This window comes from Caulobacter sp. P1_D6 (assembly GCF_056406095.1).
Genome location: NZ_JBFUAW010000028.1, coordinates 22,063 through 45,897 on the forward strand (window position 1 = coordinate 22,063; position 23,835 = coordinate 45,897).

Genomic DNA, 23,835 nt, shown 5'->3' on the forward strand with positions numbered 1-23,835 from the left:
CTCACGCGCACTTGTTCCAGCCGTGCATGTCCAGATGGAAGTGGTCGTGGTGCTCGGCGTTGTAGTCGGGGCTCAGGGTGGTGATGAACACCCGGCAGGCCCCGTCGCGCACCCTGCGCAGGAACTGGCCCTTAGGCCCCGGATCGTTCCAGTCGCGGGCCACGTAGACCGTCTGGCCGTCGGCCAGCTTGAAGCCGGCCAGGTCGATGGCGTCGGCGCTGGCGTGCTCGCTGACCGGGCCCGCCGTCTTGCCGTACTGCCGCCGGCAGGAATAGGTGCCGTAGTGCTCCAGCCCGACCACCCCCTGGCCCAGCACCTCGTAGGCGGCCGGCTGCACCACCTGGCGCTCCCAGATCGACAGAGCCAGGGCCTCCTTGCAGACCATCGGGGCGTCGGTCGGCGCCAAAGGCGCCATGCCGCTGTCGATCAACAACGCGTCGCGCACGGTGCAGAAGCCGCCATCCGTCTTTTCCGGCAGGTCGACATAGGTCAGGCCGGCCTTGCGCAGGATGGCCCGGCAGACCGCCGGGTCATTGCCCGCCCGCGCCGCCTTGATCCGCGTGGCCATGCCCACCGGGTCGACGATGCTCAGCGGTTTCCACGGCAGGTGCTGGCGGGCGATGCCGCGCTCGGCGACCAGCGCCATGACCAGCACCAGCGACCACAGCAGGACGAGCGCCGTCAGCCCCGCCAGGCGGTTCTGGTGGCGCGTGCGGTGCTCGACGCGCGGATGGCGCGGGACGCGATAGGCCATGGGCGGAGGGAGCGCCTGAAAGAGGTTAACGGCCAAGCCTTGCCTTAGCCGCGTGGCGGGTCAATCGGAAACACCTATCGGCACAGCCTGTAGCCGCTGCCCTCCAGATGCAGGTGGTCGCGATGGGCGGCGTTGTAGTCCGGGCTCAGAACGGTCCCGAACACCCGACAGGCGCTGTTGCGCGCCGCCTGCGCGAAGCGGCCTTCGTCGCTGTCGGCCCGGAAGTCCGCCGCCACCGTGGCCCGGCGGCCGTCGGCGAAGCGGAAGCCGGCCACGTCCAACGCCTGGGCGCGGGCATGGGCGCTGGGCCGCTCGCCGGGCCGGCCGTAGATCGTGCGGCAGGCATAGGTCCCGTAGTGCTCCACCCGGGTCAGCCGGCTGCCCATGATCTCGGTCGCGGCCGGGGTCAGGAACTGGCGCTCCCACAGCGCGTAGCCCAGGGCCAGCGGGCAGGTCATGACCGGCGCGGCGGGCGCCAGGCGGCCGGCCGCCCGCACGGTGTCACGCGTCGAGCAGTAGCCGGCCTCCCGCGTCTCGCCTTCGGTGAACCGCACCCCGCCCTCGCGCAGGGCGGCGCGGCAGGCGGCCGGGTCGGCGCCGATCCGCGCCAGCTTGCCGGCCGTGGCCAGGCCGATCGGCTGGTTCAGCGAGAACGGCTTCCAGGGCAGGTCCTGCGGCGGCGCCAGGCGGTCGACCAGGGCGAACACCAGCAGGCCCGCCAGCAGCAGGTCCAGCAGGAAGCCCGCCGCGCTGGCCAGCGACCGGGCTTCGGGAGAGGGTTCGCGCAGGACCAGTTTCACGCTTCATCCAACGGCGCGACCGCCGTGAAGTTCAGCCCAAGGCTTGGCTTGACTGGCCCAAAGGGGCATCTAGCGCGTCCCTGGAGACGCCCATGACCCCCTCGAACAGCTGGCGCGGCCTGCTGAACGCCGAACTGGCTCCGCGCTTCGCCCTGCTGTGCCTGGGCATCTGGCTGAACGCCGCCGACACCCTGGTGACGGTGACCATCATGCCCAGCGTCGCCAAGGAGATCGGCGGCTGGCAGTACTTCGGCTGGTCGATCGCCGCCTTTCTGCTGGGCTCGATCCTGGCCGGGGCCTGCGCGGGCAAGCTGTCGATCCGCTTCGGCCTGCGCCGGGCCACCGCCCTGGCGGGCGTGGTCTACGCGATCGGCTGCGCCATGGGCGCCCTGGCGCCGGACTTCCTGGTCTTCGTGGCCGGACGCCTGGTCCAGGGCCTGGGTGCGGGGGCGATCGTCTCGCTGTGCTACGTGGCGATCAGCGCCATGTTCCCCGAAAGCCTGTGGCCGCGGGTCTATGGCGCGATCGCCGGGGTGTGGGGCGCGGCGACCCTGCTGGGCCCGCTGTGCGGCGGGCTGTTCGCGGAAGCCGGCTACTGGCGCGGGGCCTTCTGGTTCTTCGTGGTCCAGGCCGTGATCTTCGTGGGCGCGGTGCTGGTCATGGTGCCGTCCGCGCCCAAGGCCCTCGAGGGCGGACGCATTCCCGGACGCCAGCTGGCCCTGCTGACTCTGGGCGTGACCCTGATCGCCGCCGCCGGCGTCGTGCCGGGTGGGCTGACGGCCGCCCTCTGCGCGGTGTTCGGGGCCCTGGCCATGGCGGCCATGATGCTGGTCAACGGCCGCACGAGCGACCGCCTGCTGCCCCGCTCGGCCTCCGACCTGGCCACCGCCACCGGCCTTGGCCTGGTGGTGATCTTCTTCTGCGAGGCCGCCACGGTCGGCTTCTCGGTCTATGGCCCGACCTTCATCCAGGTGCTGCACGGGGCCGAGCCTCTGCTCAGCGGCTATGTGATCGGCGGCATCGCGGCGGGCTGGACGGCCTTCTCGTTCGTGGTCGCGGGGCTGAAGCCCCGGCACGAGGGCCGGGCGATCCGCATCGGGGCCGTGGTCATCGTGGCCGGCGTCGCCTGGGGCGCCTACGAGATGGTCCATGGCGGCCTGGTCGGGATCACCCTGTCGATGGTGCTGCTGGGCAGCGGCTTCGGGATCTGCTGGGCGTTCCTGGCCAAGCGGGTGATCGGCGGCGCGCCGCTCGACGAACAGCCCCTGGCCTCGGCCGCCGTGCCCACCACCCAGCTGATCGGCGGCGCCACCGGCGCGGCGGCGGCCGGCGCCCTGGCCAACGCCCTGGGCTTCGCGCACGGCGTCGAACCGGCGAACGGCCTGACCCACGGCCTGTGGCTGTTCTGCGCCTTCATCCCGCTGGCGCTCGTGGGCCTGGCGGCGGCATGGCGGCTGGGACGGGACTAGACCCGGCCTCAGCTCGAGATCGCCGCCCCGATCGCGATGCCGACCAGGACAGGACCCAGCGTCGACCCATCCCCTTCGGTCGACGGCTCCACATAGACCCCCTCGATGGGCAGCACGAACACGGCGTCGGCCGTCTTCTCCACGCGCGCTGTCGGATCGAGAGAAGGACGATGAGCCGTCAAGGCCGCGACCACGACGTCGCGATGCACGCCGGCGTCGCGCAGGTTCACGATGATCTTGCCGCCTTGCTCGCGCTGGCCCGCCGAAAGCCCCGGCGCCGCGTTCGGCCCGACGGCCAGGCGCAGGATCGCCTCGTCGCCGCGCAAGCGCGGCCGGATTTCCAGGACCTGGTCCCAGGTCAGGGTCCCGCCAAGATCGCGGCTGTAAAGTCCCGCCCCGTCGATCCGCAGTTCGACCTCGTCGACCAGCCGCGCCTTCAGCGCGGCCAGGAAAGCCTGGACGCCGAACGCCGCCGCCACGCAAAGCGCATAGACGATTTCCCAGGCGGGCTCTTTCCACACAGTCGCCACGATGGCCATGATCAGCATGACCAACATCCCGAGCAGGGGCGCCCTGGCCGCCGCTTGACGGCGCCATCGCCCCTGACGAGTCGTCAGCCAGACGCCCGGCGAGGGCGTCTCCTCGCGGTTCGGGATCCGGGAAAACAGATAGACGCCGCCGGCCAGGAGCGTTCCGGCCAGGAACACCGCGAACCAGCCGCCGCCCGTCACGTGCACCCCGAACCACAGGGCGATCCAAGGCGCGGCCAGGAAGAAATTGAACGCGCCCGCTCGCATGAGAGCGGATGCGTCTTCGCCGTCGGTCACCTTGGCCAAGGGGTTCATGCGCGCCAAGGTAGCACGACGCCGTGCCCACTCAAGCTTCCGCCAGCGCCGCCTCTTCCACCAGCTTGACCACGTCGCTCATGATCTCGGTGATCTTGAAGTCCTTCGGCGTGTAGATCCGCGCCACGCCCATCTGCTTGAGGATCAGGGCGTCGCCCTCGGGGATGATGCCGCCGGCCACGACGGGGATGTGGCCCAGGCCCTCGGCGCGCATGACGCGGATGACCTCCTGCACCAGGTCCAGGTGGGAGCCCGACAGGATCGACAGGCCCACCACGTGGGCGCGGCCTTCCTTGGCGCGGCGGACGATCTCGTCCGGCGTCGAGCGGATGCCGTCATAGATCACCTCCATGCCGCACGCGCGGGCCCGGGTGGCGATCTGCTCGGCGCCGTTGGAATGGCCGTCCAGGCCCGGCTTGCCGACCAGGTAGGTCAGGGTGCGGCCCAGCACCTGGGAGACCCGCTCGACTTCGGCCTTCACCGATTCCACGTCCTCGGCGTCGCCGGTGGAGACCACGATCGCCACGCCGGTGGGGCCGCGATACTCGCCGAACACCTCGCGCAGGGCCCCGGCCCACTCGCCGGTGGTGATGCCGGCCTTGGCGGCGGTAATCGAGGGCTCCATGATATTCCGGCCGTCGTCGGCGGCGGCCTTCAGGTCGGCCAGGGCGGCCTCGGCGGCGACCGGGTCGCGGGCCGCGCGCCAGGCCTTCAGCCGCTCGACGACGCCGGCCTCCAGCAGCGGATCGACCGTCTCGATCGCCTTGCCTCCCGCTGCCAGCGGCGAGGCCTCGCTGTCGGTCCAGCGGTTGACCCCGACCACGGTCAGGTCGCCGGTCTCGACCGAGCGCACCCGCGCGGCGTTGGACGAGACCAGCTCGGTCTTCATGTAGTCGATGGCGCTGGAGGCCCCGCCCATCGCGTCGATCAAGGCCAGTTGCTCCAGCGCGCCCTTCGACAGCTCGGCGACCTTGGCCTCGACCACGTGGCTGCCGTCGAACAGGTCCTCGTATTCCAGCAGGTCGGTCTCGTAGGCCAGCACCTGCTGCAGCCGCAGCGACCACTGCTGGTCGAACGGGCGCGGCAGACCCAGGGCCTCGTTCCAGGCCGGCAGCTGCAGGGCCCGGCAGCGGGCGTCCTTGCTGAGCGTGACGGCCAGGGCCTCGATCAGGATGCGGTAGACGTTGTTCTCGGGCTGCTGCTCGGTCAGGCCCAGGCTGTTGACCTGCACGCCGTAGCGGAAGCGCCGGGCCTTCTTGTCCTGCACGCCGTAGCGCTCCAGCAGGATCTGGTCCCACAGCCGCGTGAACGAGCGCATCTTGCACAGCTCGGTCACGAACCGCACGCCGGCGTTGACGAAGAAGCTGATCCGCGAGGCGACGATCTCGAAGTCCTCGTCGGGCACCTGGCCGCCGGCCTTGACGGTGTCGAGCACGCTGATCGCCGTGGCCAGGGCGAAGGCCAGCTCCTGCTCCGGCGTCGCGCCCGCCTCCTGCAGGTGGTAGCTGCAGACGTTCATCGGGTTCCACTTGGGCACCTCGATATAGCACCAGGCGATCATGTCGCCGATCAGCCGCAAGGACGGGCCCGGCGGGAAGATGTAGGTGCCGCGGCTGAGGTATTCCTTGATCAGGTCGTTCTGGGTGGTGCCCTGCAGCAGCTTGCGATCCGCCCCCTGCTCGTCGCCCAGCGCCACGTACATCGCCAACAGCCAGGCGGCCGGGGCGTTGATGGTCATCGAGGTGTTGGACTGCTCCAGCGGGATCTGGTCGAACAGCTGGCGCATGTCGCCCAGGTGGGCGATCGGCACGCCGACCTTGCCGACCTCGCCGCGCGCCAGGATGTGGTCGGCGTCGTAGCCGGTCTGGGTGGGCAGGTCGAAGGCGACGGAGAGGCCGGTCTGGCCCCTGGCCAGGTTGGCGCGATAGAGGGCGTTGGACTTCTCGGCCGTGGAGTGGCCGGCATAGGTCCGGAAGATCCACGGCGCGTCCGGCGCGTGCTGATACGGCTTGCCTGACATCCTGCGCTCCCGATCGTCTTATCGTTCTTAATTACCAACGATCATGAACCGGGTTTTGCTGCGATGCAATATCGCGTTCGCATGTGCGGGATCGGGTTTACCAAGCGGCGCGTCATGGCAAGCCATAGGCCGTTCGGCCTATCGCCCGCGCGACGGAAGTCGCCGCCTAATGCCCCTCTCCAAGCTAGGGGCTGGGCATGATCCATATCGTCACCTCGGAGAACCGGGGCCTCTACGCGCCCGAGCTGGCCGCGATGCGCGCCCAGCGCCGCGAGCGGCCCGCCGGCAAGGACGGTTGGGTCGACCTGATCGTTCTGGACGACGACGACCGCGACGAGGCCGGAACCGTCCACCTGCTGGCGTTCGACGACGAGATGCGGCTGGAGGGCGCCCTGCGGCTGGACCCGACCCAGCAGCGCTGCCTGCTGACCGAACGGTTCGCGGACCTGATCGCGCCCAATGAGCCGCCCAAGACGGGCCCCGACGTCTGGGAGGCCACGAGCCTGCTCACGACAAAGGCCTGTCGCGACCGCTCGCGCGTCTGGGCCCTGTGGACAGCGGCGATGGAGCTGGCCCTGGTCAACGGCGCCCGGCGCATCGTCGGGGTGATCGACATGGCCTGCTATCCCAACGCCTTGGACGCGCCGATCGAGGCCCGGCTGGTCGGCCTGCCCCGCCCCTACGCGCTGGGCGTGGCGGCGGGCGTGGAGCTGGCGCTCTCCGGGGCGCTGGTCGCCCGCCTGCACGAGGCGCTCGGGGTCGTGGGTCCCGTCGGCTACCATGTCGACGCGCTGGACCTGCGGGCGTTCGGCGGCCTGGCCAACGTCCAGCGCCAGGTGAAACGCGCCCAGGTTCCCCAGTGCGGCCCCGGCTCGGCCCGCGACGAGGCGCTGTCGGCCGAGACCCTCTACCGGCTCAACGACACCTCCAGCGCGACCCGCCGGATCTGGGCCGAACGCGACACTGATCCGCCCCCGGAGCGACTCAACGCCTAGGGCCTGCTGCGACACCGAAACAATTTTGCCTGGAAATCGCCTCGATCTAGGCGTGTACGTCCGTGCGTTAGCGCAAGCTTGGGGTTAATCAGCTAAACCTCAGCGACCTAACGCCGCGCCTTGCCGCTGTAACGTTCCATGAACGCGTCGGACGTGGCATGGTGATTAGACAACCTTTGGAGGCGAAACTTGAGCGAAGAAACCGAGGGCCGACGCCCGAATCCCGTCGATCTGCACGTCGGTGGCCGTGTCCGGATGCGTCGCAAGCTTTTGGGCGTCAGCCAGGAACAACTGGCCGACTCGCTGGGCCTGACCTTCCAGCAGGTGCAGAAGTACGAGCGTGGCGCCAACCGCGTCAGCGCCTCCAAGCTGTATGAAATCGCCAAGACCCTGCAGGTCCCGGTGTCGTTCTTCTTCGACGGCCTGGCCGACCCGATGGACGGTTCCGACGGCGACGAGGTCGGCCAACAGGCCGAGCGCATCGTGCAGGAATTCCTGACCACCCCCGAGGGTCTGGAACTGGCCGAAGTGTTCCCGAAGATCGGCCGCGGCCGCGTGCGTCGTCAGGTCCTCGACCTGGTCCGCGCCATGGCTGAAGAAGCCGCCCGCGCCGAAAACGCCGCCGCTTAAGTCGGCGACACAGTGATCTAGTCCGTTCGGGCCCCGGCGATCCCCCTCGCCGGGGCCCGATCGCGTTCAGAGGGTCAGCTGGCCGAAACCCGGCGCTGGCTGGCTTGCCAGATGCGCTTGGCCGTCTGCAGCGCGGCGGGGGCCAGGCCCCGCAGGTCGTGGCTGCGAAGGGTCTTGAGCCCGAATTCGCGGTCCTTCTGCCAGACCACCTTCACGTCGTGGGCGTAGCCGGTGACCAGGTCGACCAGCTGGACGCTGGCCGGCGGTGTCGCGCTCGACAGCATCTGGATGCGCAGGCCCGTGTCGGACTGGTCGCGCACGACGCAGTCCCACGCGAAGGCGCCGCAGAGCACCTTCCCGGGATGTTGCATCGCGGTGCGGGGACCGGCGCGCCGGTCGAGAGCCCCGTCAGAACCAAACTTCGACATGCCCCTAACAACGCGCGGCGACGTTAATCGGTGGTGCAGCGGGACGGTTTATTTGCCGCTGACCACGACGCGGGGCCCGGTTATCCCCGCAAAAGCGCCCTGACGGAACTTATGGCGAACACGGTTATTTAGCCAGTAACCCGCTTTCCGCTATGATGCGCCCAGGCTGGCGCAGACCAGCCGCCCGAGGAAACCAGAAGGACTGCCCGATGACCCACGGCGTGGCGCTGTTGGCCGACGTGAACGGCCGCGACCTGATTGTCGCCGTTGCCCGGCCAGGCGACGCGCCCGGCGAGCATCGCGTCCTGCCCGGCTCCACGCCGCTGGAGCTGGAGGCCGGCCTCAAATCGGTCCTGGCCGAACTGGGTCCGGACGCGCTGGTCGGCGCCGCGATCAGCGCCGCCGGCCCCGAGATCGACGGAACGATCCTCGTGACCAGCACGGACCTCAGCCTTTCCCTGACCTGGCTGCGCAGCGTCCTGCGCACGCCGAGGGTCTATCTGGTCAACGACTTCACCGCCTGCGCCATGGGCGCGCCGATGGTCGCCGAGGCGGAGCTGAGCGTGATCCATCCGGGCAAGGCCGCGCGCAACGCCGCCATCGCCGTGCTCGGGCCCAACCTCGGCCTGGGGGTGGCGGGCCTTGTTCCGCTGCGGGGCGACGGCTGGCTGGCGGTGCCCAGCGAGGGCGGCCACATGGACTTCTGTCCGGTCGAGGCCCGCGAGGCCCCGATCTTCTCGGCCGTCCGCGCCCGACGCGGCGAGGTCTCGGCCGAACGCCTGCTGTCCAAGGAAGGCCTCAGCGACATCCACTGCGCGCTGGTCGGCGACGGGGATCCTCTCGTCGCGCCCGAAAATGACAACGTTATCATCGAGCGGGCGCGGGCGGGCGACGCCAAGGCCCTGGAGGCGATCTCGATCTTCAGCGGCCTGTTGGGCGGTTTCGCCGGCGACATGGCCCTGCTGTTCGCGGCCCGAGGCGGAGTGTTCCTCTGCAGCCCGCTGCTGGAATCGATCAACGGCCTGCTGGACCTTGAAGCCTTCGCGCGCCGCTATCGGGCCAAGGGGCGGATGAGCTACTACCTGGCCGACGTGCCGGTGTTCCGCATGCCCGGCCGCCCGGCCCTGCTGGGCCTTTCCAGCCTGTTCAGCCCCAGCGACATGCACTACGCCGCCTCGGACGTGAAGTTCCTCGACTGCTAGGCAGGGATGGGGACACGCGCATGCGCATGTCCCCAGCGAGACCTATTTCTCGGCTTCGACCTTGAGGTTGGCCAGGCCGGCCTCGAAGTCCTTGCCGAGCGTCTTGTCCATGTTGAAGACCACGTCCATCACCTTGAACACGAAGGGCGCCGGGCCTTCCATGGCCCAGGTGACGCGGGTGGCGTCGCCCTCGGGGACCAGGGTGAAGATCGCCTTGTTGTGGGCCTCGAACGGCTTGGAGAAGTCCAGGTTGATGACCAGTTTCGACGGCGCGGCGACCTCGACGATCTCCATGCGGCCCGCCCCGGCCTTGCCGTTTCCGCTCCAGGCGTAGGTCGAGCCGACCCCGCTGGCCGGACCGCCATAGGTGCGGCTCATGGCCGGATCGAGCTTCTCGTAAGGCGACCAGGCGCCCCACCTATGGAAGTCGTCGAGCAGGGCGTAGATTTTTTCCGGCGGCGCCTTGATCACGATGGAGCGGGCGGCGCGGAAGTGATTGGGCTTGGTCGCCGCCAAGCCCAGCAGGGCGACGATCGCGACGACGACGACGATGGCGATGATCTTGAGCATGGTTGTCCCCTCCTTGTTTTGCAGGAGGAACCGGCCGCCTCCTCGGCCGCCGGCTCCATCCGATCCAGCGTCAGGCCTTGGGCGTGGTGGCGATCGACCACGAGAACCCGTAGGGGTCCTTCAGCTGGCCGTAGCGGTCGCCCCAGAACATCAGTTGCACCGGCAAGGTCACCTCGCAACCGGCCGCGACCGCCCGCTCGAACCACTTGTCCACGTCGTCGACCTGCAGGTGCAGGGTGAAGGCGGCGGGCTTTTCCTCGGGGTAGCCGTGCTCGGGATAGAAGTCGCTGAGCATCAGCGAATTGCCGTTGATCAGCAGATGGATGTGCATCGTCCGGCCCTTCTCGTCGGGCGGCATGCGGTAGAGGTCCTGGGCGCCGAAGGCCTTGGCGTAGAAGTCGGCCGCCTGGCCGGCGTTGCTCGGCGACAGATAGGGCACGATGCCGCCGGAGACGGGCGGCAGCGCGGGCGGCGGCTGTTGGGCGTCGGTCATGGTGATTGCTCTCCTGGCTTAGGGGTTTGGTCAGGGCTTTAGGTCGATGGCGGCTTTGAAGCTGCCGTCCATCAGGAACGGTACGGACTCGTGGGTGTGGACGATCTTCCAGGCCCCGCCGCGCTCGCGCAGGCCCAGGGTGCAGCGGAACCACAGATCGACCACCTCGCCGTCCGTCTTGGTCCCGGACATGTGGGCCAGACCGTGAGCAAAGGCCACGTCGCCCGCGGCGGCGATCGCGAGGTCGGCCAGATCGTAGCCGATGGGGCTCGACCATGTGTCGAACCAGGCCTGCAAGCCCCCGCCGTCTTCGGTCGCTACAAGCGGGGGCGCCAGGGAGTAGACGACCAGGTCATCGGCCAGGCAGGCCGCCACGCCCTTGGCGTCCTTGTCGTGCAAGCCTTGCGTCCAGGCGTCGATCGCGCGGCGGATCGCGACCTCGTCGGCGGCGATGTTGGGCATGTCGGTCTCCCGTTCCACGGTTCGACCAAAGGACGCACGTCGCGTCGCCGACCCGACAGTCGTCGCGAACTTTTTTCGACGGCCTAGCCGCCCGTCCCCTCCTTCAGCAGCCGGTCCAGGTGCAGGCGGATGTGGGCGGCCTCGGCGGCGGTGTTGGCCAGGGCGATGGCCTGGTCGAAGGCCACGCGCGCCTCGTCCCGCCGCCCCAGCTGGAACAGCAGCCCGCCCCTCAGGCCGAAGAAGTGGAAGTAGCCCGACAGCTTGGGGGCCAGGGGCTCGATCATCTCCAGAGCCGCCTCGGGTCCGGCCACCTTCGACACCGCCACGGCGCGGTTCAGGGTGACCACCGGCGACGGGGCCACTTGCTCCAGGTCGCCGTACAGCAGGTCGATCCGCGTCCAGTTGGTGTCCTCGGCGCGTTCGGCGCGGTCGTGCTCGGCGGCGATGGCGGCCTGCACCAGATAGGGCCCGGGCCGGCGATGGCGCACGGCCTTGTCGATCAGGGCCAGGCCCTCGGCGATCATGCGCGGGTTCCACAGCGAGCGCTCCTGGTCCTCCAGCAGCACCACCGCCCCGTCGGCGTCGAACCGGGCCGGAGCGCGGGCGTGCTGCAGCAGAAGCAGGGCGGTCAGGCCCATGATCTCCGGCTCGCTGGGGAACAGGCGCAGCAGCAGGCGCGCCAGGCGGATGGCCTCGTCGCACAGCGAGCCACGGGTCAGCAGTTCCTTGCCGCCGGCCGAATAGCCTTCGTTGAAGACCAAATAGACCATGGCCGCCACGGTGTTCAGGCGCTCGGCCCGCTCCTCGACGCCCGGCGCGCCGAACGGCACGTCGGCCGCCCCGATCCGGGCCTTGGCGCGGGTGATCCGCTGCTCCATCGCCGACTCGCCGACCAAGAAGGCGCGGGCGATCTGGCGCACCGACAGACCCGAGACGATGCGCAGCGCCACCGCCACCTGCTGGGTGGCCGGCAGGTCCGGGTGGCAGCAGATGAACAGCAGCCGCAGCACGTCGTCGCGATAGTGCTCGCCGTCCAGCCGGTCGACGAGGGCGGCCTCGGCGTCCTCCAGGTCGGAGATCAGCTCTTCCGGCGGCAGCGGGGCCGACTTGCTCTGCTTGCGCACCCCGTCCAGGGCGGCGTTGCGGCCGACCAGGATCAGCCAGGCGGTCGGGTCGCGCGGCGGTCCGTTCTTGGGCCAGGCCTTCAGGGCCCGCAGGCAGGCGTCCTGGAAGGCCTCCTCGGCGGTGTCCAGGTCGCGGAAGTAGCGCAGCAGGGCCGCGACGGCCTGGGGCCGGGCCGCGGTCAGGGCGGCGTCGATCCAGGCCGCGTCGATATTGGCGATGGTCATGCTCCCGCCCCTCCTGCGTTGGCTCTCGTCCCGCGCGCCTCGGTCAGATGGCCGGGACGATAGACGGCCAGAGGACGGATCTCATAGGCGCCCCGGTCGGGATTGGCCGCGGCCAGGTCGTGCGCCACCTCGATCGCCGCCTCCAGGTCCCCGCAATCGACGACGTAGAATCCCAGGAGCTGCTCCTTGGTCTCGGCGAACGGCCCGTCGATCACCAGGTGCTCGCGGCCCTTCCGCAGGGTGACGGCTGCCGTGGTCGGCAACAGGCGGGCCACCGCGCCCAGCCGGTCGGCGGCGGCCAGACCAGCCTCGACCGTACCGAGTCGCGCCATGACCACGGCGTCTTCCGCCGGGGTCCAGGCGCCGACCGCGTCCTCGAAGTTGTAGCAAAGAATGGCATAGAGCATCGGGCTGCGCACCTTGTCGTAGCCAGGACGATCAGGAAGCCCACAATCCGACACCAAGGCCGTGAAAAATCAGGCCGCATGGTTTCTCGTATGGTGAAGGAGCCCTATTTTCGCCAACGCGTTCATCGACGGTCGGGCCGCCGACACAAAACCATAAAGACAAGACGGCAAAGGGAGGAGGCGCTCGTAGCCAGGAGCCGTTCGCGTGACTATGTGGATTTCGACGTTCTTCATCGTGTTCCTGCTCGGCATGCTGGCCTGGCCGAGCGTGGCCCCGCGCATCGACTCGATACGCCGCCGTCGTCGCTCCTCCGAGCGTCGCCGCAGGAGCTACTTCCAGGACTGACCGCGAAAGGCCGTGCCGGCAGCAAGCCAATTCCTTGAGCATGTTCGACGAAATTTCAGGCAACCGCCTAACATCTAACCACGCCTTGAAAAACCATCGCAGGAAGCGGGAACCCTAAGCTTCAAGTTTCGTTGACCCTCGAGATCAACCACAGGACGCATGGTTCAGTGCCCAGTACCCCAGCGCCCTGCACCCCGGTTTTCAGGCGCAAACCGCGTTCGCTTTCGACCTGGTCGCGAATCTTCGCCAAAGCCCCTGTCTATCTGACCTATGTCCGCGAACGGCCGGCCTGGCTGCTATTCATGATCTTCGGGCGCCTGGCGCCAATCAGGCGGGTCGAACGTCTCTTTCGCGGGGCCAAGCCCAGTCCGCTCGCCGTCAATCCCAGCGCCAGGATCGCACTGGACGATCCGTCGGCCGTGATCCCGAACCTGGTCCGCGACGGCGTCGCCGAAGGGTTTCGGCTGAAACCCGAGGACCGCGCGGAAATCCTCGATTTCGCCCTCACCCATCCCTGCTTCGAGCGCGACGGCGCCCGGGCCGGCTTCCTCCCCGGCGACATCGCCGCCGTCAACGCCGGCCGCGATCACGACGTGGTCGCCGCCTACTATTTCGACACCGTCCTGCGCTGCCCGGCCATCTCGGACCTGGCCGGCGATCCCTTGCTGCGCGAAATCGCCGACAGCTACCTGGGCAAGCGGGCGGAACACATCCGCACACGCCTGTGGTGGAGCTTTCCCGGCGAAAGGATCAAGGCTTCCGACCTGCACGCGGCCGCCCAGGACAGCTTCCATTTCGACATGAACGACTGGCAGACCCTGAAGTTCTTCTTCTACATCACGCCCGTCACCGAGCGATCCGGCCCGCACAAATACGTCAGCGGCAGCCACGACCGGCGCGCGTTGCGACACCAGTTCACCCTGGTCCTGGCGCACGACGGACATGACGTGCTCAAGCACTACGGGGCCGCGAACCTGAAGAGCGTGGTCGGAGACGCCGGCTCCGGATTCGCCGAGGACCCCTACGTCTTCCATACCGGCACGCGATGCCTGGACGCGCCGAGGCTGATCCTGGAACTGGAATACGGCCCCTCGCCGTCCAGCCCCAGCTACAAGTTCGGCGTGCGGCGGTAGGCTCGTCCCGCGATCGGGGAGCCAGGCCCGGGCCGGTTCGGTCGCCGCTGATCCTTCAACTTGAAATTTAAGCTGATCGCCACTCGCGCGAGCATGCGCCGAGCGTCAAGCGCGATAGTTGCGCTTATGGTCAAGTTCGCGCAGTGTGATAAAAAATGAGGGGGGTCTCATGAAGGCGTTCGACGTTGCGCGCCCGGCTATAAGCCGGTCGTTTCCGCTGGGCTGGAAGCAAACAGCTCGGCCGCGCCGGTGAATCCTCGCGACGAGACGCTGCGCGCCGTCCGCGACGCGGCCGCGCATGAGCGACGAGCCCAGGCGCCGAACGCCTCATCGGTTCAAGCCAAGATATCGGGCTGGGCGGGATCCATTCGTAGGCTGATCGCCCGGTTGTTCGCGCCCGCGCGCGACAAGCGTCCTTCCGACACGGCCGAAACCGTGCCGTGCCCGATCTGCAAGGGCGAGATGGAGCGCGGCTCCGAAACCTGCCCCGACTGCACGATGCTGATCTGGTAGACCCGCCAAACCGCAAGCGGGTTTGAGGTGGTGGCTGGGGGCGGGATCGAACCGCCGACCTGTGGGTTATGAATCCACCGCTCTAACCATCTGAGCTACCCAGCCGCACGAAGCGGAGGCGGGCTTATAAGCGCAAAGCGGGGGCGGCTTCAAGCCCGTCCGAGCATCAGATTTAGCACCGCGTCGAGACGCCGCTGCAGGCTTTCCGGCCCATAATCGGCCAGGACCTTGGCGCGGGCCGTCGCGCCCAGGGCGCGGGCCTTTTGCGGGGCCGCGATCACGCCGGCCAGGCCTCGCGCCAAGGCGGCCGGGTCGCCGGGCGGGACCAGGACGCCGTCGGCGCCGTCCGCGATCATCTCCACCGGCCCCGGAATCGCGGCCGACACCGCCGGCAGGCCGACGGCCATGGCCTCCAGCAGCACCAGCGGAAAGCCCTCCTGGTACGAAGGAAAGGCGAAGACATCGCCGGTCGCCAGGAAGGCCGAGGCGTCCCGCCAGCCGACCAGGCGCACCCGATCCTGCAGTCCGTGCTGGGCGATCAGGCCTTCCAGCCTGGCGCGCTCGTCGCCCTCGCCGGCGATCTCGCAATCGAAGGCCTGGCCCCGGTCGCGCAGCAGGGCCAGGGCGGCGATCAGCACGTCGAAGCCCTTCTTGGGGTGCAGGCGGCCGGCGGCGACGATGCGCGGCGGGCGAGCGGCATCGCTGAACGGCTCAGCCAGGACGGTCGGGGGCTTCACGGCATTGGGCACGAAGTGCACCCGCTGCGCCGGCACGCCGCGCCCCAGCGCCAGGTCGGCCAGATGCCGGCCGACGCAGACATAGTGGGTGCGGCCAAAGTGGGGACTGGACGTCTCGACGTCGAAGGCCGGCTTGTGCACGCAGATCGCCAGCACGGCCTTGGGCGGCGCGGCCTTGGCCATCAGGCGGGCCGGCCGCTGGCCGTGGCTGAGGATCAGGTCGGGCGCGGTCGCCCGGACCAGCTTGCGGGCGGCGCCGACCGTGACCGGGTCCCAGTCGGTATAGGCCGGCATGGTCGCCAGAGGCGGGACGCGGCCGCTCTGCTGGGCCGCCACCTTGCCGCCGGTCCGCACCACGCCCGTCGCCTGGCCGCCATGCGCGGCGGCGTAGGCTTCCAGGATCGGCTGGTAGTCGAGGAACACCTGCTCCAGGCCGCCCAGGCCCTTGCCCAACATGGCGTGCAGGATGGCGGTCAAGGCGGGCTCCCGAAAAACAAGGCCGGACCTTCGTCGGCGGCGTGGTTCAAGTCAACGCTCCCTCCTGCTGTCATCCCGGGCGTAGCGCAGCGAAGACCCGGGGCCGCCGGAAGCGCTGAGTTCACGCGTCGGTCCCGGATCTGCGCGCTGCGCGCTTGTCCGGGATGACAGTCGGGGTGGATGACAAGCGAAGATTGAAATGACAACGTCGTCACCTGACCAATCGTCGCCCCTCGCCAGGACAGTTCCCCATGCGTCTTCGCCATCTCGCCCTCGCCGCGCTGGTCCTGTCGGCGTGCGCGCCCGCCAACACGGTTTCGGCCCAGCCCAACCCGCCGGTCGAGACCGGTCCGCCCAACGCCCCCGACCAGAAGCCCGCCTTCCCGCAGCAGACCCGCGCGCCGGAGGAGAAGCTGGGCGTGGCCTATCAGGTCGAGACCCTGGCCACCGGCCTGGACCACCCCTGGGGCCTGGCCTTCCTGCCCGACGGCTCCAAGCTGGTCACCGAGCGGGCCGGCCGCCTGCGGATCCTGGGGACCGACGGCAAGCTGTCGCCCGCCGTCGCCGGCCTGCCGGCGGTATATGCCGAGGGCCAGGGCGGCCTGCTGGACGTGGCCCTGGACCCTGACTACGCCAAGAACGGCCTGATCTACTGGACCTATGCCGAGCCCCGCGAGGGCGGCAACGGCACGACCGCGGCGCGCGGCAAGCTGGTGACCGGCGCCGCGCCGAAGCTGGAGAACGTCCAGGTGATCTGGCGGCAGCTGCCGACCATGGATTCGCCGCTGCACTTCGGCGGCCGCCTGGCCTTCGCCCGCGACGGAGCGCTGTTCGTCACCACCGGCGAGCGCTCGATCATCCCCGGCCGCATGCAGGCCCAGAAGCTGGACGCGGCCCTGGGCAAGGTGATCCGCATCCGCCCCAACGGCTCGATCCCGGCCGACAATCCCTATGTCGGCAACCCGCAGGCCAAGCCCGAGATCTGGTCCAAGGGCCACCGCAACCTGCAGGGCGCGACGATCAATCCCTGGACCGGCGAGCTGTGGACCGTCGAGCACGGCGCCAAGGGCGGCGACGAGATCAACACACCGAAGGCCGGCAAGGACTACGGCTGGCCGACCATCACCTATGGCGAGGACTATTCGGGCAAGCCGATCGGCGACGGCGTCACCCAGCACGAGGGCATGGAGCAGCCGCTCTATTACTGGGATCCGGTGATCGCCCCCTCGGGCCTGGCGTTCTACAACGCCGAACTGTTCCCCGCCTGGAAGGGCAGCCTGTTCGTCGGCGGGCTCAAGGGCTACCTGGTGCGGCTGACGCTGAAGGACAAGCAGGTGGTCGGCGAGGAGCGCCTGCTGTCGGAGCTGAACTTCCGCATCCGCGACGTGAAGGTCGGTCCGGACGGGGCGCTTTACCTGGTGACGGACGAGGATGACGGGCGGGTGTTGAAGCTGACGCCGAAGACTTAGGCCCTCCCCCTGTGGGGGAGGTCGGCGCAGCCGACGTTGGGGGGAGTTGTCGTGCGGTTCTCGCCCTGGAACTCCCCCCACCGGCCTTCGGCCGCCTCCCCCACGGGGGAAGGATCCCTACTTCGGCTTCCCCTTCCGCGCCTCCCACAGGCTCGCGGCCAGCGAGGGCTTGCCCTTCAGCAGGGTCGCGGCGGCCATGCCGGCCATGAACGACGCCGTCGGGTGGGCCTGCATCATGGTCAGGACCCGCTGGTCCAGCGGCGGCTGGCGGGTGCGGGCCAGATGCTTCTTGTGCAGCAGCGCCCAGATGGTGACGACCACCGCCGCGGTGACCGCCACGATCGTGTAGGCCCAGGCCGAGCCGACCCACTGGGACAGGAAGGCGAACACCGCCATCGCCCCGGCCACCGCGGCGATCGCCGCGGCCATGATCAGTCCCGCCCCGGCCATCAACCGCGAAATCAATCTGTCGATGAAGTCGTCCAGCATCGCGCACTCCTGAAAAGCCAAGATTGCAACGCGCGAAGGGGAAGTTGGTGGCAAAGCCCTACGCCGTCGGGCCCTATACCGTCAAACGAAGCGCCACCTCTTCGCCGATCGCCAGCGAGCTGGTCAGGCCCGGGCTCTCGATGCCGAACAGCGCCATCAGGCCTTCCAGCCCGTGAGTCTCGACGCCGCTCAGCTGGAAGTCGGGCTGGGGTTCGTCCGGCCCGTGGATCTTGGGCCGTATCCCGGCGTAGTCGGGGACCAGCAGGTCCTCAGGCACGTCCGGCCAGAACTTGCGGATATAGGCGGCGAAGGCGGCGGCCTTGGCGGGATCGACCGAATAGTCGGGGGCCGGGACATATTCCAGGTCGGGCCCGAACACCGCCTGGCCGCCCAGGTCGTTGCGATAGTGGGTGCCCAGGGCGCCATGGATCGGCGGCGGATAGATCAGCCGCTGGAACGGCGCCTTGGCCGCCAGCCGAAAATAGACGCCCTTTCCATAGTGGGCCGCCGGGATCTGGTCGGCGGGGAAGCCCTCGATGGTCCCGGCCACGGCTTGCGCGGAAAGCCCGGGCGCGGTGACCAGCAGGCGGCAGGTCAGGCTGGCCGCCTCGGCCCCGCCGATCCGCACGGTGAAGCCGCCGCCGGCCAGGGGCGTCGCGCCCTCGAACGGGGTGTCGACCACCACCGCTCCGCCGGCGGCTTCGATCTCGCCCTGCAGGGCCAGCATGTAGTCGTGGCTGGCGAACACGCCGCTCTCGGGCGACAGCAGGGCGGTGTGGGCATTGAGGCCGGGCTCCAGCGCCCGGGCCTGGGCGCCGGTCAGGTGCTCCATGCCCTCGACGTCGTTGTCGAGCGCCTGCTGGAAGATCGTCTCCAGCTGTGGGATCTCGCTCTCGCTGGTGGCCACCACCAGCTTGCCGCACTTCTTGTAGTCGACGTGATGCTTGTCGAGGAACGCGTAGAGCAGCCGCCGACCCTGGACGCAGAACCGCGCCTTCAGCGAGCCGGTGGGATAATAGAGCCCGCCGTGGATCACCTCGGAATTGCGCGACGACACGCCCTGGCCGATGTGCCCCTCGCCCTCCAGCACGGCGACGATCAGCCCCCGTTGCGACAGGGCATAACCGCAGGCCAGGCCCACGGCCCCGGCGCCCACCACGACGGCGTCGAAATCAAACTCTTGGGTCATTTGGAGATCACCAGCCGCCGCTTCACCCGCGTGACGCATCCAGGCGCTGCTTCACACCGGCGCGGAGTTCGGCGAAGGCGCTGTCGGCATCCACGCGATCCTTGGGATCAACCGTTTCGGCCTCGAGTTCGTCGAGGATGCGCTCGAGCTTTTCGGGCCCGCCCATGATCTCGACGGCGCGGCGATAGTTGAGGTCCGCCAGTTCGGCGGCCACCGCTTCGTCCAGCGACGAGAATTCGCCACGCGCCACCCGCTCTCCTAGATCGAAAGCGTCCTCGGGCCTGAGGGTCACCACAACGGGCTTTGGCGGAACCGGCTTACTCATGCGGTCAGCCTAGCACGGCTCCACGAAGGCGCCAGACGCTGGTCCCAGCCGAAGCCAGCTTGGCACGGGCCTTCATTGCCCTTTTTCGAGAGCTGTGAAACCTTACCCGACAAGGTTGAGGACGCGCCGCTCATCAAGCCGGCGTCCCAGGGAAGGGCATCATGAACTTCGGCGCTGCGCTCGACGTCGCGGTCGGACTGATCTTCGTCTATCTGCTGGTCAGCCTGTTCGTCACCGCTCTGAACGAATACGTCTCCAGCTTCCTCAACAAGCGCAGCGAGTACCTGCTGTCGCGGGTGCAGAGCCTGCTGGGCGGCGACGGCTCGGAGAAGAAGACCGGCGAATGGTCGCCCGAGATGTGCTCGGTGTGGAACCACCCCCTGATCAGCGCTCTGAAGTCCCACCAGACCGCCGAGGACCACTGCACCAAGCGCGGGGCGCTGCTGAAGAACGCGCCGTCCTACATTCCCGGCAAGACCTTCGCCGTGGCCCTGACCGAGACGCTGAAGCCCTCGGAGACCGCGCACCTGACCTTCACCCAGCTGAAGACCGCCATTTCCGGCATCGAAAACAACGAGGCCCTGAAGAAGGCCTTGCTGCCGATGGTCGACGAGGCCGAGGGCAAGGTCGAGGTGTTCCAGCAGAACGTGGCGACCTGGTTCGACGGGGCCATGGACCGCACCAGCGGGGCCTACAAGCGCTGGATCCATCGGCTAACCTTCTGGGCCGGCTTCGCGGTGGCGGTGGCCTTCAACGTCAATTCGCTGCAGCTGATCGACAACCTGTGGCGCGACCCGGTGGCCCGCGCCGGCCTGGTGGCCCAGGCCTCGGTGACGGCCAAGGGCGCCGACGACGTGCGCGGCGCCCAGGCCCAGCTGACCGCGCCCGCGCCGGCCGCGTCGGCCGGAGACGACGCCGCGATCCCGGACCCGACGGCCGAATGCGCCTGCGACGGCAACCAGAACGCCGCCGACCTGGCCCAGGACCTGCCCCTGCCCATCGGCTGGAGCCAGGAGGGGCTCTGCGCCCTGGTCCACGAGCCGCTGTCGTCCCTGCCCCCCAGCAAGCGGCCGCACACCACCTGCGCGACGCCCTATCGCAGCGCCTGGGGCGCGACGGTGAAAATCTTCCTGACCCTGCTGGGCCTGGCCATCACCGGCCTGGCGGTCTCGCTGGGCTCGCCGTTCTGGTTCGGCATCCTGCAGTCGGTGACCAACATCCGCGCGACAGGGATCAAGCCCGACCGCGCGGATGGGACGGTGCAGAAGTAGGCGTCCCTACCCCTCCCACTGGCTCCACAGGGTCGCGGCCTGGGCCTTGGCCTTGACCACCGAGGCGTCCTTGACGTGGCCGTAGCCGCGGATCTCCTGGGGGATCGCCGCGATGCGGGCCGCCAGCGGCAGGCGCTCGGCGGTCAGGCCGCCGGCCAGGCGGTCCAGGGTGGTCTCGTAGTCGGCGATCAGGCCGCGCTCCATGCGGCGCTCCTCGGTGTTGCCGAACACGTCCAGCGGACCGCCGCGCAGGCCCTTCATCCTGGCCATCAGCGGGAAGGCGTAGTCGAGCATCCAGCCGCCGAAGGCCATCTTGCGCGGCGTGCCGTCCTTGTTCTTGGCGCCGATGATCGGCGGGGCCAGCCACACCTTGGCCTTGCCGCCCTTGAAGGTCCCGGCCAGCTCGGCCGCGAAACGGCCGTCGGTATAGAGACGGGCGACCTCGTACTCGTCCTTGTAGGCCATCAGCTTGTAGAGATTGACGGCCGCCGCGCGGGTCAGGGCTTCCCCTCCGCCGTTGGCCGCCTCCGCCGCCGCGACCTTCTCGATCCGGGCCAGGTAGCGCTTGGCGTAGGCCTCGTTCTGATAGGCCGTCAGGTCGGCGGCGCGCTTGGCGATCAGTTCGCTCAGCGGCATCGTCTCCGGCGTCGGCACGTCGGCGTCGCGCGGGCCCATGGACGCGGGATCGTGCGCGACCCGACGGCCCAGCTCGAAGGCGGCCAGGTTGGCGTCGTAGTCCACGCCGTTCAGCTTGATCGCCCGGTAGACCGCGCGGCTGGACAGCGGGATAACGCCCCGCTGCCAGGCGAAGCCCACCATGATCATGTTGGCGAAGATGGCGTCTCCGAACTGGGTCTCGGCCAGGTGCTGGGCCGGGCAGGCGTCGAAGCTCTTGGTCGCGCCCTTGATCCGCCGAGCCATGGCGCTCGAGTCGAAGCGCACGTCGCGACTGGTGACGAAGTCGGCCGTCGGGGCGAAGTCGCTGTTGCCGAACGCGCTGGTGCGGTCCTTGGCGTAGAGCGACAGGCCCTCGGGCGAAGCGGCCACCAGCATGTCGCAGGCGATCAGCACGTCGGCGCTGGCGGCGGGCACGCGGCCGCCGACCACGGTCTCCTCGGTCTCGCCGATCTTGACGTGGCTGAACACCGAGCCGCCCTTCTGGGCCAGGCCGGTCATGTCGACCACGCTGCCGGCCCGGCCGTCGACGTGCGCGGCCATGGCCAGGATCGAGGCCACGGTGGTCACGCCCGTGCCGCCCACGCCGGTGAAGATGATCCGGCGCACGCCGTGGAAGTCGTCGAACACCGGCAGGGGCGTGGAGTCGGCCGTCAGGGCCGGAGCCTTCTTGGCCTTGGTACTTTCGGCGCCTTCCAGGGTGATGAACGACGGGCAGAAGCCGTCGACGCAGCTGTAGTCCTGGTTACAGCTCGACTGGTTGATCTTGCGCTTGCGGCCGAACTCGGTGTTCAGCGGCTCGACCGACACGCAGTTGGACTTGATCGAGCAGTCGCCGCAGCCCTCGCAGACCAGCGGGTTGATGAACACGCGCTTGGTGGCCTTGGCCATGGTGCCGCGCTTGCGGCGGCGGCGCTTTTCCGTGGCGCAGGTCTGGTCGTACAGCAGCACCGTGGTGCCGGCCGTGTCGCGCAGCATCTTCTGCACGCTCATCAGCTCGGAGCGGGGGAAGACCTCGACGCCGGGCGCCAGGTCGGTGACGCCCTGGTAGCGCTCCAGCTCGTCGACCACGATCACCGTCCTGGCCACGCCTTCGCTGGCCAGCTGGCGGGTGATCTGGGCCGGGGTGAAGCCGCTCTCGGCCCGCTGGCCGCCGGTCATGGCGACGGCGTCGTTGAACAGCAGCTTGTAGGTGATGTTGGCGCCCGCCGCGATCGCGGCCCGGATCGCCAGCGAGCCGGAGTGGTTGTAGGTGCCGTCGCCCAGGTTCTGGAAGACGTGCTTCTCGGTGGTGAACGGCGCCGCGCCCACCCAGGTCAGGCCTTCGCCGCCCATGTGGGTGTTGAGGTCGGTCATCGGATCGTTGAAGCCGGCCATGTAGTGGCAGCCGATGCCGGCGAGCGCCCGCGAACCCTCGGGCAGCTTGGTCGAGGTGTTGTGCGGGCAGCCCGAGCAGAAGAACGGCTTGCGGGCCTGGTCGGCGGCCAGGCTGACGGCGGCGACGCCGGCGGCCGAGACGCGGTTGAGGTAGGCCTGGGCCCGCTCCATGTGCGGGCCTTGCGGCAGGCGGTCATAGATGGCCAGGGCGATTTCAGCCACCGACAGCGAACCCAGCTCCGACAGCAGCGGATGGCCGTGCTCGTCCAGCTTGCCGATGATGCGCGGACGGGCGTGGGCCGGCAGGTCGTAGAGAGCGGCGCGGGCCTGAGGCTCGATCAGGCCGCGCTTGTGCTCGATGACCATCAGGGTCTCGAGGCCGGCGGCGAAGGCGCGGATGCCGAGGGGCTCCAGCGGCCAGGGCATGCCGACCTTGTAGATCGAGACGCCCAGGTCCGACGCCTCCTCCAGGCTCATGCCCATGGCGGTGAAGGCTTCCAGCACGTCCTTGTAGGCCTGGCCCTGGCAGACGATGCCGAGGCGCGCCTTGCCGACGCGCACGTGCGAGGCGCCCAGCACCACGCGGTCGATGCCGTTGGCCCGGGCGAAGGCCAGGGCGGCGGGGATCTTGTGCAAGCGGAGCCGGCGCTCCTTCTCCATCGGCTGGTCCTTCAGCCGGATGCCCAGACCGCCGGGCGGCACCGCGAACTCGGGGATCACCAGCTTGTGGCGGTCCAGCGAGACGTCGATGGTCACGCCCGAGTCCATGGTGTCGGCCAGGGCGATCATGCCGGTCCACAGGCCGCTGAAGCGCGACATGGAAATGCCCAGCAGGCCGTAGTCGAGCACTTCCTGGACGTCGGCCGGCGACAGCACCGGCATCTCGAAGTCCTGGAAGGCGAACTCGGACTGCGACGGCAGGGTCGAGCTCTTGCAGGCGTGGTCGTCGCCGGCCACCGCCAGTACGCCGCCGGTCGGGAAGCTGCCGGCGAAATTGGCGTGCTTGAAGACGTCGCCGGTGCGGTCCACGCCGGGCGCCTTGCCGTACCACATGCCGAAGACGCCATCGTGAGTCGCGCCCGGGAACAGGTTGGCCTGCTGGCTGCCCCAGACCGCCGTGGCGGCCAGGTCCTCGTTCAGGCCTTCCTTGAAGACCACGTCATGGGCGGTGAGAAGCTTGGAAAGCCGCGCGGCCTGCTGGTCCAGCCCGCCCAGGGGCGAGCCGCGATAGCCGGAAAGGAAGCCTGCGGTGTTGAGCCCGGCGCGGGTGTCGAGACGCTTGCGATCGAGCAGGACTCGGATCAGCGCCTGCACGCCGGTGATGAATGCGCGGCCATCTTCGAGCAGATATTTGTCGTCAAGCGTGACTTCCGAGTGCCGCATAGCAAAAAAATTCCTCCCGGGTCTTCC

General features: G+C 69.1%; 24 protein-coding genes and 1 tRNA gene. 9 read left to right on the forward strand and 16 right to left on the reverse strand.

Annotated elements, in window-relative coordinates; all coding sequences use genetic code 11:
• Position 1: 1 nt before the first annotated feature.
• Together AC1DYP_RS16240 and AC1DYP_RS16245 are read right to left on the reverse strand one after the other, a co-directional pair.
• Positions 2 to 754, reverse strand: a complete 753-nt coding sequence (locus AC1DYP_RS16240) for an extensin-like domain-containing protein (protein WP_477032667.1) — start codon at positions 752 to 754, stop codon at positions 2 to 4.
• Between the two features lie 74 nt (positions 755 to 828).
• Positions 829 to 1,554: an extensin-like domain-containing protein gene (locus AC1DYP_RS16245; RefSeq protein WP_477047205.1), complete on the reverse strand. Its 726-nt coding sequence runs from the start codon at positions 1,552 to 1,554 to the stop codon at positions 829 to 831.
• A 92-nt stretch (positions 1,555 to 1,646) separates the two neighbouring features.
• On the opposite strand from AC1DYP_RS16245, the gene AC1DYP_RS16250 reads away from it, so the two are divergent.
• Positions 1,647 to 3,023, forward strand: coding sequence for an MFS transporter (locus AC1DYP_RS16250; protein WP_477032669.1), 1,377 nt, complete (start codon positions 1,647 to 1,649; stop codon positions 3,021 to 3,023).
• 8 nt (positions 3,024 to 3,031) lie between these two features.
• Here the strand turns inward: AC1DYP_RS16250 and AC1DYP_RS16255 are convergent, their stop codons facing one another.
• Positions 3,032 to 3,868: a hypothetical protein gene (locus AC1DYP_RS16255; protein WP_477047206.1), complete on the reverse strand. Its 837-nt coding sequence runs from the start codon at positions 3,866 to 3,868 to the stop codon at positions 3,032 to 3,034.
• A gap of 31 nt (positions 3,869 to 3,899) precedes the next feature.
• The gene (locus AC1DYP_RS16260; RefSeq protein WP_477047207.1) at positions 3,900 to 5,888 is read right to left on the reverse strand and encodes a methylmalonyl-CoA mutase family protein; all 1,989 of its coding nucleotides are present in this window, start codon (positions 5,886 to 5,888) and stop codon (positions 3,900 to 3,902) included.
• Between the two features lie 197 nt (positions 5,889 to 6,085).
• Here AC1DYP_RS16260 and AC1DYP_RS16265 point away from each other — a divergent pair, with 197 nt between their 5' ends.
• Both AC1DYP_RS16265 and AC1DYP_RS16270 read left to right on the forward strand, forming a co-directional pair.
• A complete protein-coding gene (locus AC1DYP_RS16265) occupies positions 6,086 to 6,883 on the forward strand; it encodes a GNAT family protein (RefSeq protein WP_477047208.1) in 798 nt (265 codons plus the stop codon).
• A 189-nt stretch (positions 6,884 to 7,072) separates the two neighbouring features.
• On the forward strand, positions 7,073 to 7,513 hold the full coding sequence (locus tag AC1DYP_RS16270) for a helix-turn-helix domain-containing protein (protein WP_056439019.1): 441 nt from the start codon (positions 7,073 to 7,075) through the stop codon (positions 7,511 to 7,513).
• 74 nt (positions 7,514 to 7,587) lie between these two features.
• Here the strand turns inward: AC1DYP_RS16270 and AC1DYP_RS16275 are convergent, their stop codons facing one another.
• Positions 7,588 to 7,941, reverse strand: coding sequence for a PilZ domain-containing protein (locus AC1DYP_RS16275; RefSeq protein WP_477032673.1), 354 nt, complete (start codon positions 7,939 to 7,941; stop codon positions 7,588 to 7,590).
• A gap of 209 nt (positions 7,942 to 8,150) precedes the next feature.
• Between AC1DYP_RS16275 and AC1DYP_RS16280 the strand changes: the two genes are divergently transcribed.
• Complete coding sequence (locus AC1DYP_RS16280; RefSeq protein WP_477032674.1) at positions 8,151 to 9,143, forward strand: glucokinase; 993 nt, start codon at positions 8,151 to 8,153, stop codon at positions 9,141 to 9,143.
• 42 nt (positions 9,144 to 9,185) lie between these two features.
• Here AC1DYP_RS16280 and AC1DYP_RS16285 read toward each other — a convergent pair whose 3' ends face one another.
• The 5 genes from AC1DYP_RS16285 to AC1DYP_RS16305 all read right to left on the reverse strand — a co-directional run bounded on the left by AC1DYP_RS16285 (position 9,186) and on the right by AC1DYP_RS16305 (position 12,424).
• Positions 9,186 to 9,713 (reverse strand): SRPBCC family protein, encoded by a 528-nt coding sequence (locus AC1DYP_RS16285; protein ID WP_477047209.1) that lies wholly within the window; start codon positions 9,711 to 9,713, stop codon positions 9,186 to 9,188.
• Between the two features lie 70 nt (positions 9,714 to 9,783).
• Positions 9,784 to 10,206, reverse strand: a complete 423-nt coding sequence (locus tag AC1DYP_RS16290) for a VOC family protein (RefSeq protein WP_477047210.1) — start codon at positions 10,204 to 10,206, stop codon at positions 9,784 to 9,786.
• A gap of 30 nt (positions 10,207 to 10,236) precedes the next feature.
• Positions 10,237 to 10,668, reverse strand: a complete 432-nt coding sequence (locus AC1DYP_RS16295) for a YybH family protein (protein WP_477047211.1) — start codon at positions 10,666 to 10,668, stop codon at positions 10,237 to 10,239.
• 83 nt (positions 10,669 to 10,751) lie between these two features.
• Positions 10,752 to 12,017 carry an RNA polymerase sigma factor gene (locus AC1DYP_RS16300; protein WP_477032678.1) on the reverse strand — a complete coding sequence of 422 codons (1,266 nt, stop codon included), beginning with the start codon at positions 12,015 to 12,017 and terminating at the stop codon, positions 10,752 to 10,754.
• Positions 12,014 to 12,424 carry a YciI family protein gene (locus AC1DYP_RS16305; RefSeq protein WP_477032679.1) on the reverse strand — a complete coding sequence of 137 codons (411 nt, stop codon included), beginning with the start codon at positions 12,422 to 12,424 and terminating at the stop codon, positions 12,014 to 12,016. The genes AC1DYP_RS16300 and AC1DYP_RS16305 overlap by 4 nt, the downstream gene beginning before the upstream one ends.
• Positions 12,425 to 12,629: 205 nt before the next feature.
• Here AC1DYP_RS16305 and AC1DYP_RS16310 point away from each other — a divergent pair, with 205 nt between their 5' ends.
• The 3 genes from AC1DYP_RS16310 (at position 12,630) to AC1DYP_RS16320 (ending at position 14,416) form a co-directional block, all read left to right on the forward strand.
• Positions 12,630 to 12,770, forward strand: coding sequence for a hypothetical protein (locus AC1DYP_RS16310; RefSeq protein ID WP_477032680.1), 141 nt, complete (start codon positions 12,630 to 12,632; stop codon positions 12,768 to 12,770).
• A gap of 302 nt (positions 12,771 to 13,072) precedes the next feature.
• Positions 13,073 to 13,903, forward strand: coding sequence for a phytanoyl-CoA dioxygenase family protein (locus AC1DYP_RS16315; protein ID WP_477047212.1), 831 nt, complete (start codon positions 13,073 to 13,075; stop codon positions 13,901 to 13,903).
• A gap of 249 nt (positions 13,904 to 14,152) precedes the next feature.
• The gene (locus AC1DYP_RS16320; protein WP_477047213.1) at positions 14,153 to 14,416 is read left to right on the forward strand and encodes a hypothetical protein; all 264 of its coding nucleotides are present in this window, start codon (positions 14,153 to 14,155) and stop codon (positions 14,414 to 14,416) included.
• 28 nt (positions 14,417 to 14,444) lie between these two features.
• Here AC1DYP_RS16320 and AC1DYP_RS16325 read toward each other — a convergent pair.
• Positions 14,445 to 14,521, reverse strand: a tRNA-Met gene (locus AC1DYP_RS16325).
• A gap of 44 nt (positions 14,522 to 14,565) precedes the next feature.
• Positions 14,566 to 15,630, reverse strand: a complete 1,065-nt coding sequence (locus AC1DYP_RS16330) for a glycosyltransferase (protein ID WP_477047214.1) — start codon at positions 15,628 to 15,630, stop codon at positions 14,566 to 14,568.
• 251 nt (positions 15,631 to 15,881) lie between these two features.
• Here AC1DYP_RS16330 and AC1DYP_RS16335 point away from each other — a divergent pair, with 251 nt between their 5' ends.
• Positions 15,882 to 17,099 (forward strand): PQQ-dependent sugar dehydrogenase, encoded by a 1,218-nt coding sequence (locus AC1DYP_RS16335; RefSeq protein WP_477047215.1) that lies wholly within the window; start codon positions 15,882 to 15,884, stop codon positions 17,097 to 17,099.
• A gap of 117 nt (positions 17,100 to 17,216) precedes the next feature.
• Here AC1DYP_RS16335 and AC1DYP_RS16340 read toward each other — a convergent pair whose 3' ends face one another.
• From AC1DYP_RS16340 to AC1DYP_RS16350, 3 genes are all read right to left on the reverse strand, one after another.
• On the reverse strand, positions 17,217 to 17,588 hold the full coding sequence (locus AC1DYP_RS16340) for a hypothetical protein (RefSeq protein ID WP_477047216.1): 372 nt from the start codon (positions 17,586 to 17,588) through the stop codon (positions 17,217 to 17,219).
• 73 nt (positions 17,589 to 17,661) lie between these two features.
• A complete protein-coding gene (locus AC1DYP_RS16345) occupies positions 17,662 to 18,777 on the reverse strand; it encodes an NAD(P)/FAD-dependent oxidoreductase (protein WP_477047217.1) in 1,116 nt (371 codons plus the stop codon).
• Between the two features lie 22 nt (positions 18,778 to 18,799).
• Positions 18,800 to 19,102 (reverse strand): hypothetical protein, encoded by a 303-nt coding sequence (locus tag AC1DYP_RS16350; RefSeq protein WP_477032688.1) that lies wholly within the window; start codon positions 19,100 to 19,102, stop codon positions 18,800 to 18,802.
• A gap of 161 nt (positions 19,103 to 19,263) precedes the next feature.
• Between AC1DYP_RS16350 and AC1DYP_RS16355 the strand changes: the two genes are divergently transcribed.
• Complete coding sequence (locus AC1DYP_RS16355; RefSeq protein WP_477047218.1) at positions 19,264 to 20,373, forward strand: hypothetical protein; 1,110 nt, start codon at positions 19,264 to 19,266, stop codon at positions 20,371 to 20,373.
• A gap of 6 nt (positions 20,374 to 20,379) precedes the next feature.
• On the opposite strand, the gene AC1DYP_RS16360 is transcribed toward AC1DYP_RS16355, so the two are convergent.
• Positions 20,380 to 23,808 carry an indolepyruvate ferredoxin oxidoreductase family protein gene (locus AC1DYP_RS16360; RefSeq protein WP_477047219.1) on the reverse strand — a complete coding sequence of 1,143 codons (3,429 nt, stop codon included), beginning with the start codon at positions 23,806 to 23,808 and terminating at the stop codon, positions 20,380 to 20,382.
• Positions 23,809 to 23,835: the final 27 nt, after the last annotated feature.